This is a genomic window from Maribacter spongiicola, assembly GCF_052119685.1.
In the GTDB taxonomy this organism is placed as follows: Bacteria; Bacteroidota; Bacteroidia; order Flavobacteriales; family Flavobacteriaceae; genus Maribacter; species Maribacter spongiicola_A.
The window spans coordinates 1-17262 of record NZ_JBGQOO010000012.1 but is presented as its reverse complement, the minus strand read 5'-3'; the positions used below and the strand labels follow the sequence as shown (position 1 = coordinate 17262).

The 17262-nt window shown below is 33.6% G+C and carries 17 protein-coding genes; 2 read left to right on the top strand and 15 right to left on the bottom strand.

Going from position 1 to position 17262, the window contains the following annotated elements; genetic code table 11:
* Nucleotides 1–8 precede the first annotated feature (8 nt).
* The 5 genes from ACEN2N_RS15295 to ACEN2N_RS15275 form a co-directional block, all read right to left on the bottom strand.
* A complete protein-coding gene (locus ACEN2N_RS15295) occupies nt 9–695 on the bottom strand; it encodes a TIGR00730 family Rossman fold protein (RefSeq protein ID WP_133687382.1) in 687 nt (228 codons plus the stop codon).
* A 39-nt stretch (nt 696–734) separates the two neighbouring features.
* Entirely contained in the window at nt 735–3566 is a 2832-nt protein-coding gene (gene uvrA / locus ACEN2N_RS15290; RefSeq protein ID WP_441825131.1) for an excinuclease ABC subunit UvrA, read from the bottom strand.
* 168 nt (nt 3567–3734) lie between these two features.
* Complete coding sequence (locus ACEN2N_RS15285) at nt 3735–4571, bottom strand: universal stress protein (protein ID WP_441825130.1); 837 nt, start codon at nt 4569–4571, stop codon at nt 3735–3737.
* A 68-nt stretch (nt 4572–4639) separates the two neighbouring features.
* On the bottom strand, nt 4640–5692 hold the full coding sequence (locus ACEN2N_RS15280; RefSeq protein ID WP_441825129.1) for a response regulator: 1053 nt from the start codon (nt 5690–5692) through the stop codon (nt 4640–4642).
* Between the two features lie 3 nt (nt 5693–5695).
* Nucleotides 5696–7207, bottom strand: a complete 1512-nt coding sequence (locus ACEN2N_RS15275; RefSeq protein WP_441825128.1) for a PAS domain-containing sensor histidine kinase — start codon at nt 7205–7207, stop codon at nt 5696–5698.
* A 93-nt stretch (nt 7208–7300) separates the two neighbouring features.
* On the opposite strand from ACEN2N_RS15275, the gene ACEN2N_RS15270 reads away from it, so the two are divergent.
* Complete coding sequence (locus tag ACEN2N_RS15270; protein ID WP_441825127.1) at nt 7301–7702, top strand: hypothetical protein; 402 nt, start codon at nt 7301–7303, stop codon at nt 7700–7702.
* Between the two features lie 332 nt (nt 7703–8034).
* Here ACEN2N_RS15270 and ACEN2N_RS15265 read toward each other — a convergent pair whose 3' ends face one another.
* The 5 genes from ACEN2N_RS15265 to ACEN2N_RS15245 all read right to left on the bottom strand — a co-directional run bounded on the left by ACEN2N_RS15265 (nt 8035) and on the right by ACEN2N_RS15245 (nt 12054).
* The gene (locus tag ACEN2N_RS15265; protein ID WP_441825126.1) at nt 8035–9168 is read right to left on the bottom strand and encodes an MBL fold metallo-hydrolase; all 1134 of its coding nucleotides are present in this window, start codon (nt 9166–9168) and stop codon (nt 8035–8037) included.
* A 302-nt stretch (nt 9169–9470) separates the two neighbouring features.
* A complete protein-coding gene (gene arsB, locus ACEN2N_RS15260) occupies nt 9471–10526 on the bottom strand; it encodes an ACR3 family arsenite efflux transporter (RefSeq protein WP_441825125.1) in 1056 nt (351 codons plus the stop codon).
* Between the two features lie 2 nt (nt 10527–10528).
* Nucleotides 10529–11158: an arsenate-mycothiol transferase ArsC gene (locus ACEN2N_RS15255; protein ID WP_441825124.1), complete on the bottom strand. Its 630-nt coding sequence runs from the start codon at nt 11156–11158 to the stop codon at nt 10529–10531.
* Nucleotides 11159–11180: 22 nt separating this feature from the next.
* Nucleotides 11181–11648 carry a DUF6428 family protein gene (locus tag ACEN2N_RS15250; RefSeq protein ID WP_441825123.1) on the bottom strand — a complete coding sequence of 156 codons (468 nt, stop codon included), beginning with the start codon at nt 11646–11648 and terminating at the stop codon, nt 11181–11183.
* A 76-nt stretch (nt 11649–11724) separates the two neighbouring features.
* A complete protein-coding gene (locus ACEN2N_RS15245; RefSeq protein ID WP_441825122.1) occupies nt 11725–12054 on the bottom strand; it encodes an ArsR/SmtB family transcription factor in 330 nt (109 codons plus the stop codon).
* A 284-nt stretch (nt 12055–12338) separates the two neighbouring features.
* Between ACEN2N_RS15245 and ACEN2N_RS15240 the strand changes: the two genes are divergently transcribed.
* Nucleotides 12339–12995 carry a helix-hairpin-helix domain-containing protein gene (locus ACEN2N_RS15240; protein WP_441825121.1) on the top strand — a complete coding sequence of 219 codons (657 nt, stop codon included), beginning with the start codon at nt 12339–12341 and terminating at the stop codon, nt 12993–12995.
* 83 nt (nt 12996–13078) lie between these two features.
* Here ACEN2N_RS15240 and ACEN2N_RS15235 read toward each other — a convergent pair whose 3' ends face one another.
* The 5 genes from ACEN2N_RS15235 to ACEN2N_RS15215 all read right to left on the bottom strand — a co-directional run bounded on the left by ACEN2N_RS15235 (nt 13079) and on the right by ACEN2N_RS15215 (nt 17162).
* Nucleotides 13079–13291, bottom strand: a complete 213-nt coding sequence (locus tag ACEN2N_RS15235) for a hypothetical protein (protein WP_441825120.1) — start codon at nt 13289–13291, stop codon at nt 13079–13081.
* A 353-nt stretch (nt 13292–13644) separates the two neighbouring features.
* Nucleotides 13645–14802: an alpha/beta fold hydrolase gene (locus tag ACEN2N_RS15230; protein ID WP_441825119.1), complete on the bottom strand. Its 1158-nt coding sequence runs from the start codon at nt 14800–14802 to the stop codon at nt 13645–13647.
* Between the two features lie 165 nt (nt 14803–14967).
* A complete protein-coding gene (locus tag ACEN2N_RS15225) occupies nt 14968–15714 on the bottom strand; it encodes a hypothetical protein (protein WP_441825118.1) in 747 nt (248 codons plus the stop codon).
* A 277-nt stretch (nt 15715–15991) separates the two neighbouring features.
* A complete protein-coding gene (locus tag ACEN2N_RS15220) occupies nt 15992–16390 on the bottom strand; it encodes a hypothetical protein (protein WP_441825117.1) in 399 nt (132 codons plus the stop codon).
* 283 nt (nt 16391–16673) lie between these two features.
* Entirely contained in the window at nt 16674–17162 is a 489-nt protein-coding gene (locus ACEN2N_RS15215) for a hypothetical protein (RefSeq protein ID WP_441825116.1), read from the bottom strand.
* Nucleotides 17163–17262: the final 100 nt, after the last annotated feature.

Genomic DNA, 17262 nt, shown 5'->3' with positions numbered 1-17262 from the left:
GGCTAAGATTAAAAATTAGGACTCATGCTATGCCCTTTATAAAAGGTATCTATGATCTCAACAACTTCTTCTTCGGTGTCTACAATTTGAATAAGATTTAAATCTTCGGGGCTAATGGTTCCCATTTTAAGCATGGTGCCCTTTACCCAGTCCATAAGTCCGGTCCAAAAATCACTACCCACTAATATAATCGGAAATTTTCCAATTTTATGCGTTTGTATCAAAGTGATAGCTTCAAAAAGCTCATCTAATGTTCCGAATCCGCCAGGCATTACTACAAAACCTTGAGAGTATTTTACGAACATTACCTTTCTTACGAAGAAATAATCGAAATCTAAACTCTTGTCATTATCTATATACGGATTGTCGTGCTGTTCAAAGGGTAAGTCAATATTTAAACCTACCGATGTACCGCCGGCAAGGTTCGCACCTCTGTTACCAGCTTCCATAATACCCGGGCCGCCACCAGTAATTACGCCATAACCAGCTTCTGCAATAGATTTTGCAATTGATACTGCTAGTTTGTAATATGGATCTTCTTCTTTTGTTCTGGCAGACCCAAAAATAGATACACATGGTCCAATTTTACTCATGCGCTCAAAACCATTTACAAACTCACCCATTATTTTAAAAATGGCCCAAGAGTCATTGGTTTTTATTTCGTTCCAGCCTTTATGATGTTTTTCTGATCTCATTCTTTATTTTATATTCTTTTTAGATAGATTTTTATCTAATTATTTTAATTCTCTCTTTAAAAACTCTGCGGTATAACTTTTCTTGTCTTTTGCAACCTCTTCTGGCGTGCCTTTAGCTACTAACTGCCCACCAGAGCGGCCGCCTTCGTAACCGATGTCAATAATGTAATCTACCATTTTAATTACGTCCATATTATGTTCAATAACTAACACAGTATTTCCTTTATCAGCTAAAGTATTCAAAACATCCATTAAAACCCTAATATCTTCAAAATGAAGTCCGGTTGTAGGCTCATCTAAAATATAGAACGTATTGCCCGTATCTCTCTTCGAAAGTTCTGTTGCCAATTTTATACGTTGCGCTTCGCCACCTGATAGCGTTGTCGATTGCTGCCCTAAAGATATATAACCTAAGCCAACATCTTGAATGGTCTTTAACTTACGATGTATTTTCGGAATAAGTTCAAAAAATGACACTGCTTCATTAATGGTCATTTCTAAAACATCTGAAATGGACTTGCCTTTGTAACGTATTTCTAGCGTTTCTCTATTAAATCTTTTACCGTTACATGTTTCACATTCAACATAAACATCTGGCAAGAAATTCATTTCAATAACTCGTAGTCCGCCTCCTTGACATGTTTCACAGCGCCCGCCTTTTACATTAAAACTGAATCTACCAGGTTTGTAACCCCTTATAGATGCTTCGGTAGTTTTTGCGAATAGCGAACGTATTTCGCCAAATAAACCAGTATATGTCGCCGGGTTTGATCTTGGTGTTCTACCAATTGGTGATTGGTTGATATCAATAACTTTATCGATATGCTCTAGCCCCGTAATTTTCTTATATGGCATTGGTTTTTTAACGCCATTGAAATAATGGGCGTTCATTATTGGATAAAGCGTTTCGTTGATCAAAGTTGATTTACCACTACCAGATACTCCCGTAACGCCAATCATTTTTCCTAAAGGAAATTTGACGGTTAAGTTCTTTAAGTTATTACCAGTACAACCAGATAATACAATTTCATGACCATTACCCGGTCTTCTCTTTTTTGGGACTTCAATCTTCTTAACACCGGTCATATAATCGGCAGTAAGTGTATGAACATTCTTCAATTCTTCAGGCGTACCTTGAGATATAATTTCTCCACCGTTTTTACCTGCTTTAGGACCAATATCAATTACATGATCAGCTCTTTCTATCATATCGCGGTCATGTTCTACCACGATAACAGAATTACCAATGTCTCTAAGAGATTCTAATGATTTGATCAATCGTTCATTATCTCTTTGATGTAGACCAATACTTGGCTCATCTAGAATATAAAGTACACCTACCAATTGCGATCCAATTTGGGTAGCTAATCTTATACGTTGTGCTTCACCACCAGATAACGATTTAGAGCTTCTGTTCAATGATAAATAATCGAGACCTACATCTAGTAAAAACTGGATTCTAGTACTGATCTCTTTTATAATTTCTTCGGCTATTTTTAGTTGATTGCCTGTAAGCTTTTTATCTAAACCATTAAAGAATGCTGCTAGTTCAACAATGTCAAGATTAGCAAGCTCGGCAATATTCTTATCTTCTATTTTGAAGTAAAGTGATTCTTTTCTAAGACGGAAACCTGTGCATGACGGACAAGTAATTCTGTCCATATATTCTTTTGCCCATCGTTTAATTGATGTTGAGGCTGCTTCTTCGAACTGATTTTTTATGAAATTAGAAATTCCTTCATAATCAATTTTATAAGTGCGTTTTACGCCTAATGTTTTGGAGTCTACTTCAAAACTTTCTTTACCACCGTTTAAAAGAATCTCAATGGCTTCAGTTGGAATAGTATCTATAGGATCCGTTATTTCAAAATTATAGCGTTCTGCTATAGTTTCGATCTGTTTAAATGCCCAAGATTTTTTATAGTCTCCCAATGGGGCTATTCCGCCACCTTTAATAGATAGTTTTTTATTAGGGAATATCTTTTTCTCATTTACCTCATACACATGACCTAAGCCACTGCAATAGGGGCACATGCCTTTCGGTGAGTTAAATGAAAAAGTATTAGGTTCTGGGGCAGGATAGGAGATACCCGTTGAAGGGCACATTAAATCTCTACTGAAATATCTTGGTAGATCGGTACCTTCTTCTAAAACCATTAATACATTGTCGCCACTATACATAGCTGTATTTATAGTTTCAGATAAACGTTTATGAAAATCTTCGCTTTCAACTACTTTTAAACGATCAATGACAATCTCTATATCGTGCACCTTGTAACGATCCACTTTCATGCCTTTAACGATATCTTTTACTTCACCATCAACGCGAACCTTTACGAAACCTTGCTTGGCAATTTGTTCAAATAGTTCACGGTAATGACCTTTTCTTGATTTAATTACCGGCGCAAGAATGTTTATTTTCTTTCCGTTATACGATTCAATGATCAAGCTTTTAATTTGTTCATCGCTATAACTAACCATTTTTTCGCCTGTGTTGTAACTATGTGCATCTGCTGCACGGGCAAAAAGTAATCTTAAGAAATCATATATTTCGGTAATAGTACCAACGGTAGACCTTGGCGATTTAGAGGTCGTCTTTTGTTCTATAGCAATAACAGGAGATAGACCATCGATTTTATCAACATCTGGTCGTTCTAAGCCGCCTAAAAATTGTCTTGCATATGCAGAAAAGGTTTCAATATAACGCCTTTGCCCTTCAGCATAAATAGTGTCAAAAGCCAACGAAGATTTTCCACTACCAGATAAGCCGGTTATGACAACCAGTTTATTTCGGGGAATGGTAACATCTATATTCTTAAGGTTATGAACGCGCGCGCCCTTAACTTCTATATTTTCTTCAAAATTAATCATGTATTCATAGCAAAGGTGCAAAAGTACGATTTTGAGGGCTAATTACATACGTTCTTATGTTCTTTGAAAAGACAGATTATCTTAAATTTTTGATGCAATCGCTAAAAAAGTGATGGTGTTCATGTAATTGAAAATCGAACAAAACCAAATCATGATGATTTGTATATATTACTCATGCATGACCAATAGAGGAATAGAGGTTTGGTGGCTTAGCTCTTCAACCGAGTTGTTAAAGAATACTTGTTGAAATAGGTTTAGGTTTTTTGCGACCATAGTCAGCATTTCAATTTTATTCTCTTCGATATAATTTAAAATTGAATCTCTAACGTTTTTACCTAGAATATGATTAAAGCTATGGTTTTCGGTAAATAATTCTTTTAAATAATCATGTAGATAGGCTTGGTTGATTACTTGAGTATTTGAAAAATTAGGTTTTGATTGCGTTACGTGAATCACTTCTAGCTTCGCATTCGAAATTTCAAGAATCTCTGTGAGGGAGTTTAAAATAGGGTAGGTGTAGAACAGATTAAAGTCTGTAGGAAATCCAATTTTTATCGGATTTTTAATAATCGTATTTTCGGGTATAACCAACACATTACAGGCTATTCTTGTTATTATATTTCCAGTATTACTACCAATGATAGATGCCTTTATGCCCGATGCACCTTTTGTGCCCATTACTATTAAATCAATCCTTTTTTCTTCTACTGTTTTTCTAACCAAATCAATTAAATTACCATATTCTTCTAAGGCAATAAATTGATGTAACGCATTGCTCGGTAAATTTGAAATTTTTTTTAAAAGAAGTTGTAGATTTTCTTTTGCAGAGATTCTTTTGGGGCTAGTCATTACCATTAAAGAATTTCCTTGAATGTCTGAATTACGTAGCTCATCGACATGTAAGATGTAAAATAGACACCGCTCATTTGTTAACAAGTTTAGGGCGTATTCTAGGGCATTCCATGAATTGCTAGAGAAATCTGTTGGAATTAAAATATGTTTCATTCAATTGACTTACCAAACAAAAGTAAATCGTTATTGAAACGTGATAAATGATAAATATCAGATATCGTTTAATTTACATATTGTAATGCTTTTATTTCCATGATTTGAATGTTGCGACCTTCAATAGCAATAAGGCCTTCTTTTTTAAATCCAGATAATGTGCGTATTAAACTTTCGGTCGCTATACCTGCCACACTGGCAAGATCGTTACGTGAAATTCTAATGGGCTCATTTGGTTTGGTATTCATGACATCGGCAAATTGTAATAAGGTTTGCGCTGTTTTTCTGCGTACAGAACTATAGGCCATTTGTAATAATTGAGCTTTTATATTAGAAATATTTGCAGATAAAAGCTCCATAAGTTCCATAGAAATAGTCTTGTTTTCGTTCAGTATTTCTGTTAAGCTTTCTTTAGAAATACCTGCTAGCTCAACATCGCTCATTGCTTTAGCCGATTCTTGATAGGGTACATTGTTCAAAAAAGAGGTGAAGCCTAAAAAATCATCTGCCTTAGCTAAAGATGTTATTAATTCTTTACCGTCAGGATCCATATTGTAGCATTTTACCAGTCCTTTTAAAATGAGATAAATTTTGTTAGAACGGCTATCTTCATCATAAATCTTTTCTCCTTCCTTGAAATTTGCCAACTCGCCATTATCATCAAAGAAGTTTTTAAGTTCATGAATGGTGCGCATTTCATTTTCAGAAACGCCGTGTTCCTTTGAAGTTTCATCTTGCATACGTAACAAAAGTTCAGCCTTCGCCAATCTACTTTCTACGGCACTCATTAAATCGTCTTCTTCAAAGGGTTTGGTTAGGTAGTCATCTGCCCCGAGGTCCATTCCCTTTCGTATTTCTTTATGCTCGGTTTTCGCAGATAGAAAAATGAATGGTATTTGCTTTGTTTTTTCATTACTGGAAAGATTTTCAAGCACACCATAACCGTCGACCTCGGGCATCATAATATCGCAAATGATAATATCTGGTAAATTCTCAATGGCGGCTGTAATACCTATTTTTCCATTAGGTGCTGTTATAACACTATAGCCCGCTAATTCTAAAAGTTCTTCTGTATTTTCTCGTAAGGCTTTGTCATCCTCAATCAATAAAATTCTTTTCATCTTCTAGTTGGTTTTTAATTTTGGAATACATAAAGTAAATGTTGAGCCCATACTTTCTGCACTTGAAAACTCAAGACTACCACCTAAGTTCTCTATATGTTGTTTGGCGATATTTAAACCAATACCGGTGCCTTGTGTCAATAAAGCGTTCTCTGCTCTAAAATAACGATTAAATATGTGTTTTTGCTCTTCTTCTGGTATACCAATACCTTCATCAATTACGCTAATGGCGTAACCTGTATCTTTTATGTCCACTTTTATATCAATGGTAGAATCTTCTGGAGAATACTTAATAGCATTATGAACTAAATTGGATAAAGCCAACTCTAAGGTCTTTTCATCGAACTGGATGTTTAATTCGTCAATGTTCTCTGGATAACGTATTTGTTGACCAGATTTAAGTAACATGTTAGCATTATATACTACTTCATTCACAGTTTTACTCAACGGAAATTCTTCAATTTTATAATTCACCTTACCAGATTCTAATCGTTCGACGGACAGAAAATCATTAAGTATGGTATCCAAATATTTCACCTTATTTTTAATAGTGGTAACATGTTTGTCTCGCTTTGGCTGCTGGTCTGTTTCGGTATATTTACCAAGTAAGGTAATCGATGTTAGTATACTACTTAAAGGTGTTTTAAATTCATGAGATACTAGGGATAAAAAACGCGTTTTAAGCTCGTTCAATTCCTTCTCAACTGCCAGAGCTTCCGTAAGTTGGTGTGTGCGCTCTTCAACTAGATTCTCTAAGTTTTCGGTGTAATTCTTTCTTTCTGTGATGTCTAAAATAAAGGCTACGAAAACCTCTTTATCTCCTAGTTTCGATAATTGTAAATGTACTTCAACTGGGTACAAAGTTCCATCTTTTCTTCCATGTCTTGTTTCGAACTTTACTTTTGCGGTTTCATCATTGACTAAAGGAGCAATCAATGTATTAAATTCAGAAATATCCATATCTGGTTTAATATCAACCGGAGTCATAGTGTATAACTCTTCAAATGAATACCCTATATTTCGTTTAGCTTCTTTATTTACATTCAAAAACTTAAACGTTTCGGCATCAAAAATAAAAATTTCATTTAGCGATTCGTCAAAAATTCGAGCCCAGTGGCTTAGTTCTTCCTCTCTATTTTTACGTTCTGTAATATCGATTACCAATGCCATTACATAAGTAGCGCCATAAAATTCAAACGGATTTAAGCCTGCCTCAACAGGAAATTCTTTGCCATCTTTACAGATACCGTATAAATTTCTACCATGTCCCATTTGGCGTTTGTCACTTTTAGCAATAAAATTATCTACATGGGCATCATGACCGGCATGGTATCTTTTAGGAATAAGAATATCTAAGGGCTTGCCAATTAGTTCGCCTTTTTGGTACCCAAACATTTGTAGGGAAGAGGTGTTTGTGGCTACAATAATTTGATCGGCATTTACAACGATAATACCTTCTGAAACACCTTCTGATAGTAAGTTGAAAATGTCACTGTTTTCTTGAAAATCCTGCATGTATCAAATATATCGATTACTACTGATTTTTGTCATATAAAAATTACATCCTACTCCATATTTTTACTAGGTATTCAACTAAAACAAGATAAAATGGAAAATACTGCAAAAACAATGAACGGACTTTATGAAAATTTAGGTAAGCTATTTTATGCCGTGGCCATATCTGACGGTACCGTGCACAATAATGAATGGGAAAAAGTTAAAGAGTATGTAAAAGAAGATTGGTTGTATATAGATGATTTTACCGACCGTTATGGTACCGATGCAGCCAACCAAATTGAAATTGTGTTTGATGTTTTAATGGAGTCTGAAAAAAGTGGTAAAGAGTGTTTTGATGAATTCAAAGAATTTTATAAAATTCATCCACATGCATTTTCAGATAAAATAAAAACCTTGACCAAAAAGACGGCCAAGGCTATTGCAAGTTCATTCTCAGGCAACAATAAGTCTGAGTTAATGTTATTAGCAAAAATAGATTTGCTATTTAATTAAGGAAGTAGATAAATTTTTTAATGTCTTGGTCTTTGTTTTAATGTTTTGTTTTTTAAATTTCATTATTTGATTTGGCGCCAAAAAGAGTATAAAGCCTTCTTGGTAATCATATGAGTTACTACCATAGTTTAAAATGGTAAAAGTCTAACTATACTTTTAAGCTGATATGATATCGATCAAAGAAATATTTAAAATTTTCTAAATAGATTTGTTTCCAATTATCGCCAATCATCAATACGGAAATTAATGGGAGTCTTGGTATCTATAACTCAAAGTAATAATAAACGGTCGCAATTGTATTTATCTTAATAATTTCTTTCATTACAAATTATTTAAATGTTCTGCCACCATTTGGGGTAGGTAGTAGAGGAATCTTTTACAATAATCTCTTGCCCAATTTGAGGCGAGATTACCTGTAGGTTCAATTCAGTTGCTTTTGCTTCAACTCTTTTAATAGGATCAGTCCATTCATGCAAGGCAAGTTTAAATCCTGCCCAATGAATTGGCATTATTTTTTTTGCTTTGACATCGATACCGGCTTGAGCAGTTTCTTCGGGCATCATGTGAATATCTGACCACATTTGATTGTACTGTCCGCATTCCATTAAAGCCAGGTCAAATGGTCCGTATTTTTCTCCTATTTCTTTAAAGTGATCAGCATAACCGCTGTCACCGCTAAAATATATGTTTTCATTTGGTGAGGTAATTACCCAAGAACTCCACAAAGTACTTTGCGCATTGTTCAACCCTCTACCAGAGAAATGTTGCGCTGGTGTACATACAAATTTTAGATTACCGAATTGAGTCTCTTCCCACCAATCCATCTCTGTGATTTTAGCATTAGAAACACCCCATTTGGTCAAATGGTTACCAACACCTAGTGGAGTGTAAAAATGATTTGTTTTATCCTTGATCTTTAAAACCGATTCATAATCTAAATGGTCATAGTGATCATGCGAAAAAATAACTGCATCAATCTGTGGTAGTTTATCAATCGAAATCGGGAATTCTTTATTAAATCGTTTTTCGCCTAAAAGTGGGTGAGGGGCTGCTACTGCGCCGAACATGGGGTCAATTAGAATATTTTTCCCATCAATCTGTAATAAAAAAGAAGAATGACCAAACCATATCATCCTTGCTTCTCCGTCATAATCGGCTAAATGTATAGAATCTATTTTTTGTGGAATTAAATCGGCTTTAGGGCGACCATTTGGGACCTTGGTAGTAAAAAATTTATATGCCAAACCTAGCTTATCAGATAACTCTAGGTCTTTTGGTACTGCTTCCACATTTCGAAATTTACCTTCTCTAAATTGTTGTGATTGTTCATAGGTCAATTTTTGACTTTCGGAGCTATTACCGCCAAAACTGGGGTAGAAATTGGTTAATGCCAGAACAGCTATGGCCAATAGACCTATTATAATTAAAGTGGTTACCATTATATTTTTTATAATTTGTATTAGCATATAAATTTTCTTTGCCCTTTTCTTCTTCTTGTGTTTATAAGTTAAGAGCTATCTCGAAATAATTTTGTCTAAGATAATGTAACGATGTAACCGCATTATTCTAAAATGATAGCTAAGTTGAAGCTTATAATCAACGGCAAAGATATTAATGTAGTTGCTAGTAATTTTACACTTATTGGTGATTTTGACACATAAATTGGTAATGAAGTTTTTTTAGACTTGTGATAGTATTTTTGTAGTCCATAAAAAGGTCAGGTTTTCTATCCTGACCTTCTAAAAAAAAATGTTTGTGATTAGTTAAATTATACTGTTTTGGGCGTAGAACTACCAAAGTATTTTTTCTTCAACCAAAAGGAAACCTTTACTAAAAAAATCAATGCAGGTACCTCAACCAAAGGACCAATAACCCCAGCAAATGCTTGACCGGAATTTAAACCGAATACGGCAATAGCAACAGCAATGGCTAATTCAAAATTGTTTCCGGCTGCCGTGAAGGCGACAGATGCTGTTTTATCATATGCTGCTCCGGTTGCCTTGGTGAAAAAGAAACCTATGATAAACATTAATGTAAAATAGATCAGTAATGGTATTGCAATAATCAGCACATCCATTGGTATTTCTACAATCAGTTCACCTTTTAAAGAGAACATGATGACAATTGTAAATAATAGCGCTATCAAAGTCATAGGCGATATGGTGGGTATAAATTTGTTGGTGTACCATTCTTCGCCTTTCAATTTCACTAAAATCAATCTGCTTAGTATTCCCATTAAAAAAGGTAAACCTAAATAAATGGCTACACTTTCTGCAATGGTACCAATTGATATATCTACTATAGCACCTTCAAAACCGAAATAGGGCGGAAGCACAGTAATAAATAGCCAAGCATAGAAACTATATGCAAATACTTGAAAAATACTATTAAGAGCAACTAAGCCAGCCCCATACTCGCTGCTGCCTTCTGCAAGATCGTTCCATACCAACACCATTGCAATACAACGTGCCAGACCAATAAGAATTAGACCTACCATGTATTCTGGATAATCAGATAAAAAAGTAATGGCGAGTATGAACATTAATACCGGACCAATAATCCAGTTTAAGATAAGACTGATAGATAAGATTTTTGTGTTTCTAAAAACCTTTGGTAGTAAAGCATAATTCACTTTCGCTAAGGGCGGATACATCATTAAGATTAAACCAATAGCTATAGGAATATTTGTAGTACCACTATTGAACGTGTTGATAATGTCTGGAAAGGAAGGTACAAAATAACCAATACCCACACCAAGTGCCATAGCAGCAAATATCCACCAGGTTAAATTTTGATCTAGAAAGCTTAGTTTTTTAGATGCCATTTTTATTTGATTTGTGAGAATACGTAAAACAGCTCTGTTGCAATTTGAATACTTCTTTCAGCGTATTTTTCAGCTTGTTGCGGTGTGTTGTCAAAAGCCTTAGGGTCATCAAAAGTAATAGGAACCCTTTTTTCGGCACCCGCAATAAATGGGCAGCCGCCATCTGCTTGAGAGCAGGTCATAATTGCCGCAAACTGCGAAGCCGGATTAAAAGAATCTTCATATGATTTTGAAAACCCTATGACCGGATACTCGTTCTCAGAAAATTTAATGGCATAAACCGGATTGCTGGTATCAGAAAGTTTTTGAATCTGAAATCCTTGATTCTTTAAAGTCTCTGCAACCATTGGGAACAATGCCGTAGCTTCTGTACCACCAGAATAGCAATACACATTTTTAATATTAAAATAGGTAGCCATAGTCTGTGCCCATACTTGAGATAGGTGACTTCTTCTAGAATTATGCGTACAAATAAAGTTAATTCTTATTTCTTGGTCATTGGTAGTTTTCTCTTGTATAAAATCTACCAATGTCTGTAAAACAACTTTACGTTCTGGCGTAATTAAATTTGGCTGTAACTCTTTGATTAAATTCTCAATTTTTGGTAACATGTTGGTTTCTGTAGTTATCATTTCTTCTAATGTTTATAGGTAGTTAACAGCAGTTTCCGTCAGGTGTGCAACAAGGTTCGTTATTAACTTCTGATAGTTTTACTTTTGGTTTTTCTTCAGATATGCCACAATTATCTTTTGCCAAGCAGTCTGTTTGTTTCGACGTTAGTGTGAAATTTGTACCGTTAAAATCCAGTCCGAATTTCTCTATCGTTTGTCCTTGGTATTCTACCTCTATTTCTAAATCATTGATCTTTAAAACCTTTTCAGATAGCTCGATGATATTGATCAATTTTTCTGGATGTAATCTATGGTCGTAATCATTGGCATTCCATAATTGAAAATTTACAACTTCTTCATTTCTTACCGTACCTCCACAATCGATAAAATTCTTAGTTATTTTACCAACCTCTGTTACGTGAAAGTGATTAGGTACTAAATCTCCGTTGGGTAATTGAAATGCTATAGTCTCTTGTTGAGCTAAAAGCTCTTTAATTTTTGATAGTTTCATATTATTGTTTTTAATTAAAATGATATGCTTGTTTATTTATTAATCGTAATAAAGCGATAAAAGTGTTTAAATTTTTTTAACAGCAATCGTTGTTGGATATGTCTTGGTCTAAAAACTGTACCATTACTTGTTTCATATGTGACCAGTTGGTTTTATCTATACAATAACAAACACTGGTGCCTTCTACATTTCCTTTTATAAGACCTAATTGTTTTAGTTCTTTTAAATGTTGAGATATTGTAGGTTGGGCAAGGCCGATTTTATTTACCAAGTCTCCACAAATGCAACTATCTAATTTAAATAGGTATTGTAATATAGCTACACGAGCTGGGTGACCGAATACCTTCGCAAATAAAGAAATTTCATTTTGTTCATCGGTAAACATTTCTGTTTTGGCTAATCCCATAATCTGCTTAATTGTTTAATTGCAATATTACGATATATAAATTATAATGAACTAAAGGAATTGTTTTTTTTCTGAAATCTCACCAACATTTTTTAATTCTTTATCTCAAAGTAGCTATAATCATAGCAGAGAATTAATTTTATGTTTCCATGTCTTTGAATAAAAAGTTTTATGATCAATTAAAATCTTGCATTATTGGTAAATTATACTAATTACTTGGTACAAACTTTTGAAAATGAGGAATTTCTATGTAACTTTTATCTAGAATTAAAACACTACAGAAAATGGCATTAACAAAAGAGACAAAAGGAAAGGGTACGCATACTACCGTTACGTTTACTGTTGGGGAAAATGAAGCCCCTAGCGCAGCAAATGTTATATTATTGGGAGATTTCAATAATTGGCAAACGAACGATAGTTCTTACCGAATGGAAAAAAAGAACGGGTCTTATGTAAAAAGCATAAAACTAGAAACTGGTAAACGTTACGAGTTTAGATACTTGAGCGAAGATAAAGGCTGGTTCAATGATTACGCTGCGGATGCCTATGTGCGCTCGCCGTATTCAGGTATTGATAATAGCGTTGTAGATTTAACTGATTTGCCGGCGAAGAAGAAACCGGTCAAAAAAGCGGTAGCTAAGAAACCAGCAGTTAAAAAGCCAGTAGCAAAAAAACCTGCTGTCAAGGCTAAGAAAGATGATTTAAAAAAGATTGAAGGTATCGGACCTAAAATTGCATCGATATTAACGGATAAGGGTATCGGGACTTTCGAGAAATTAGCTGGGGCGTCTGTAAAGACTCTTGAAGAAATTCTAAAAGAAGCCGGACCACGATATACCATGCACAAACCTGGTTCATGGCCAAAGCAAGCTAAATTAGCTGCTTCTGGTGATTGGGATAAATTAAAAGTATTGCAAGATAAATTAGACGGCGGTAAATAATTGCTAAAACTATACATAACAAAAAGCCCTAAGATATTTCTTAGGGCTTTTTGTTTGCTGTTCATTCGTTTGATTAAAAGCTACTATTTCATTGCAGTTTGATAATCTATAAGGAACTTCTTCATCATTACTTGTAGTTCCATTTTGTCTTTCTTGCTCATTTTAATAAGGTTAAGCCAAGATGTACCAATGTTTTTAGGAGCAAAAGTTGAAAAGTTTTTTATCACAACCAAGCCCTTTTCTTTCGGATAAAACGTGAGTCCTTTTTTAGTAATTTTTATATTATCTGCGTCCATTTTTAAAACAGGAAATGTAAGCTGTATTACATGTTGCATTTCATTATAGAAATAAACGTTTTCTTGAGTGGCATTGATTTTTGCGTAATAATTTCTGTCGCTTTCACTATGACCTTCTATAAAGGCATTAATTGCTTCTACTTGAGTCTGTAATTCTTAAGCTTTACTTGTTTTTACAAATGCGACTATAAAGACAATAGCTAAAAGTACTTTTTTATACATGATAATTTATGGTTTAAGTTGAAATTAGGTAACGTCTTTAAAGGTGATTTATTGAGTGAAACGTAATTGAGATTGTAATTTGATATTGGATGATTTGTTTGTGATTTATACTCTCAAACTTATTTTATTTGTTATTCTTTTTCTTCTTCTTCTTCTTTCAATTTCAACAGCACCTCTTTCCCATGTTCATTATCAGGGTTTAACACTATAGATTTTTCATACATTTCAATAGCCTCCGTTTTTTTATCTGCCATCAATAAAGCTTCACCATAACTATCATACGCATTTGCACTTTCTGGAAATATTAGTATTGTTGTTTTAAATACATCTAGGGCTTTGTTTAATTCTTGGGTTTGTAAAAATGAATAACCCAACATATTTAAATCGTGTTCAGAACGATTGTTAATCTTAGTTTCAATCGATAACTCAATAGCATTGTCTAATGCCTTATGTAGCACAATATTTTGTTGATTTTTATCCAAAGTTTCTGAATAGGCTTTAACTATAGCGTTGATAACTAATGCAGGGTTATCACTAAATACGGCATGACTACTGCTTTCAGCTATAATATTAGTTACATTATTGTTTTGTATACCTAAATCTACATGGACTTTCTTCCATCTATTCGAATATTCTACAGGATATACTGGAGCGGATTTATCAGGAAAAATGTTTGTTACAGAAATATTGTTAGGGAACTGTGTATTCCTTAATGAGCGCATAATTTCATTGTAATTGAAATTCAGGTAATAATCACCAGTGCCTTTTGGTATCGTGTTGATGTCAACAAACATATCTCTCATAGCCAAGAAATCTTCATTCCAGAAATCACTAAGAGTTGCATCTATTAAAACAATTGATTTAACTTTCTTCGGATGTTTATTCGCGTATAGAAGATTGTATAGTCCGCCATAGGAATGTGATACCAAAATAATTTCATTGTTGTATCCTAATTTTGCAAGTGCGGTTTCCAATTCTTTTATTCCGTTTTCAATTCCAAAATCTGAATCGCTTTTTAAATTCGGATTCAATTCACTTTGTCCGAAACCTGTTCTGTCATACGTAATTAATGTAGTACCGGTAACCTGATGTATTCTTTCTAAAATAGGTGCCCAAACAGAACTGTCATCACCGCCACCAGCTTCAAAAAGGATGGGAGTTCCTTCTCCTTTAATGATATTTAAATGCATGTTAAATCCGCCAACATTTACTAGCGTATCTATCGTTTGAGAATGTATAGTGAACGATAAAGAGAAAAAAGCTAAGAAGGTAAAAATTAATTTTATCATTTTTGGTTTGTGTTTAGTTTTGGTAATTTACATTATTTCAACAGTATGGTAGGGTAGCGGTATGTAAAGATTATTTGAAGATTAAAACGTGTTGATATGAGGTATAAAAAGACTTTTCTGTTTTACTCAAAAATCCGCATTACTTTTCGGCTTTGTTGTAAACCGTTATTTTAGTTTTCTCTTTAGAATTAATTTCTCAACACCATTTACCGTTTTATACTTTTTTGTCCAAAGTCCGTCTTTGTTGTAAACGAATCTGAATTTTTCAATTGCAAACAAAGAAGGTCCGCCTGTAATCGGAATTGGAAACGTCTTTTCTGGAATATATTCACGTATTACTTCAATCACGTTATTATTTGAATCATACCTATAACGGTTAATTTCTAATTCCTGAACTAAAGAGTCTTTGGTATTTCGGAATTCAGAATATGCCATTTCTTTAGACCTATCGCCATTAGCATCATACTCAAAAATCTCTTTATAAGGAAGGAAACCAAATTCTTGCGTTCTTTCAAGTATTCTTGGCTTATCGAATTTATTAAAGTCTGAATATTTTTCAATAGTACCTAAACTATGTTTTTGAACTAATAAACTATCTTGAAAATATAGTAGTTCAATCTCGATGGTATCATTGATTATTCCTTGATTTATGTCAAAAGTTCTGATTGACAGCTTTTCGTTTTGGTTTTCGTCATAAAAATATTTCCATTTACTTCTTAACTCCTTTTTGTAATAAACTTCCTTAACTGTTACAAGTCCGTTTTTCAGAAAACTTTTTGTCTTCCATTTACCCATTTCTAGATTTTTAACCAGATAAGAATCATACTTTTTAAGATCTTCCGTTTCGTTTTTTTGACCGAATAAATAACCTGATATAAAACACAAGATCACATATGGTATTATTTTTTTCATAAACGTCTACAATGGCTTAGGTCGAATGTTTGTTACTTAGTTTGAAGATAAGGTAATTAGATTAACCAAAGAGACAATAAAGGATAAGGATTTTGGGGTAGAGCTAGATACAAGTATGCTTATTTCGTTATATAGATTAACTAAATAAACAGAAAATAAAAGGAATAAAAAAAGCTCAAGAATCTGTTTTTTGAATTTATGAACCTAGAATAATATGGTCTCAGATTAAAGAAGAATTTGTTTGTTTTTTACCTCAGTTCTTTGTTGGTAAATGCGTTTATTCGATATCCTCTTCATTTATTACAAATTCATATTTGAAAAATCTTTTTGATGGTTCGCTGGCAATCCAATAGCTCTCTATGTTATAAATATTTCTATTGGCGCCATTCGGTTTGTACACTTTTAGTACCTCTTTCAACTGATTTTTAATAACTACAGAGTCGTATTCCACAAGTGAAGGTTCAAGAAATGTACTTCCAATATCAAAACTTTCTTGAAAGAGTTGAATTTCATTGGGAGCAATTTGTAATATTTTACTAGAATTTACATCAAAGGATATAAATTCTATCGTCAGGTTTTCAGAAGTCAAATTTTCAATAGTAGCTTCCATATCAGATACCGGATCGCAGCTTAAGAGCAGAATCATCGTCAAAGTCAATACTATTAGTTTTTTCATAGGATCATGTTTTGATTATATAACATCTAAGAATGAAAAAACCCTATTTAAAATCCTTTGATTTTTTCTTAATACTCTTTCTGAATTTAAAAGAAAGAACTTGTTTTTTAATGGTACTGCTATGGCAAGTAGGGCAGGCAAGGAAACTTTTCGTTTCCATCTGCGCTCGTAGGCAAAGCTTTTCGTTTTGTTTTTATCTTTTTCATTTTAAAAGCCAAATCCAAAAGATTTGGCGGACTTCATAAATATACAAAGACCTTGGCGTTAAAACCTAAAACCCACATTAATTATAGCCATTGTTGTGCCTCGTTTTTATTCCGAGGGTTTTTGTCAATTTATTCAATCCACTTTTTGAAATAAAGCGAAAACTTAATTCTATAAAAACAAACCTTATAAAAAGTAAAAATATTATAAGAATTGGCAGAAATTTTATTGCTTTTTCAAATCCTTGATTATAGGCAATTATACCAAATCCAATAAGCGGATATGATAAAAGTATAGAAAACATTACTTTAAAAGCATTATGAATTCTTATTTCCAATTCCCCTAGAGAATCTTGAAGTTCTCCAGTAAAAATACAAACTGCTCCACGTCCAATTTCAGATGATATTATTTTAAATCCGCTGTCATTTACTTTTCCAATAAATTTTTTGTCAGTATAACTAGAAATCAGATTATCAGTCAGTTTTGTGTTGCGCTTTAATTCCTCCAACGTAGCCACTCTATCCTCTCTTAATTCTATCGTAAAGTATTTACTTGGGAATAATTTCATTCAGTCTTAGATGATTTTTTCAAATGTCACGTCCTAAAATACGGCTACAGATTAATATTAGTTTTAAGCGGCATATTGATGCACGTAATTAGGTGTTTTA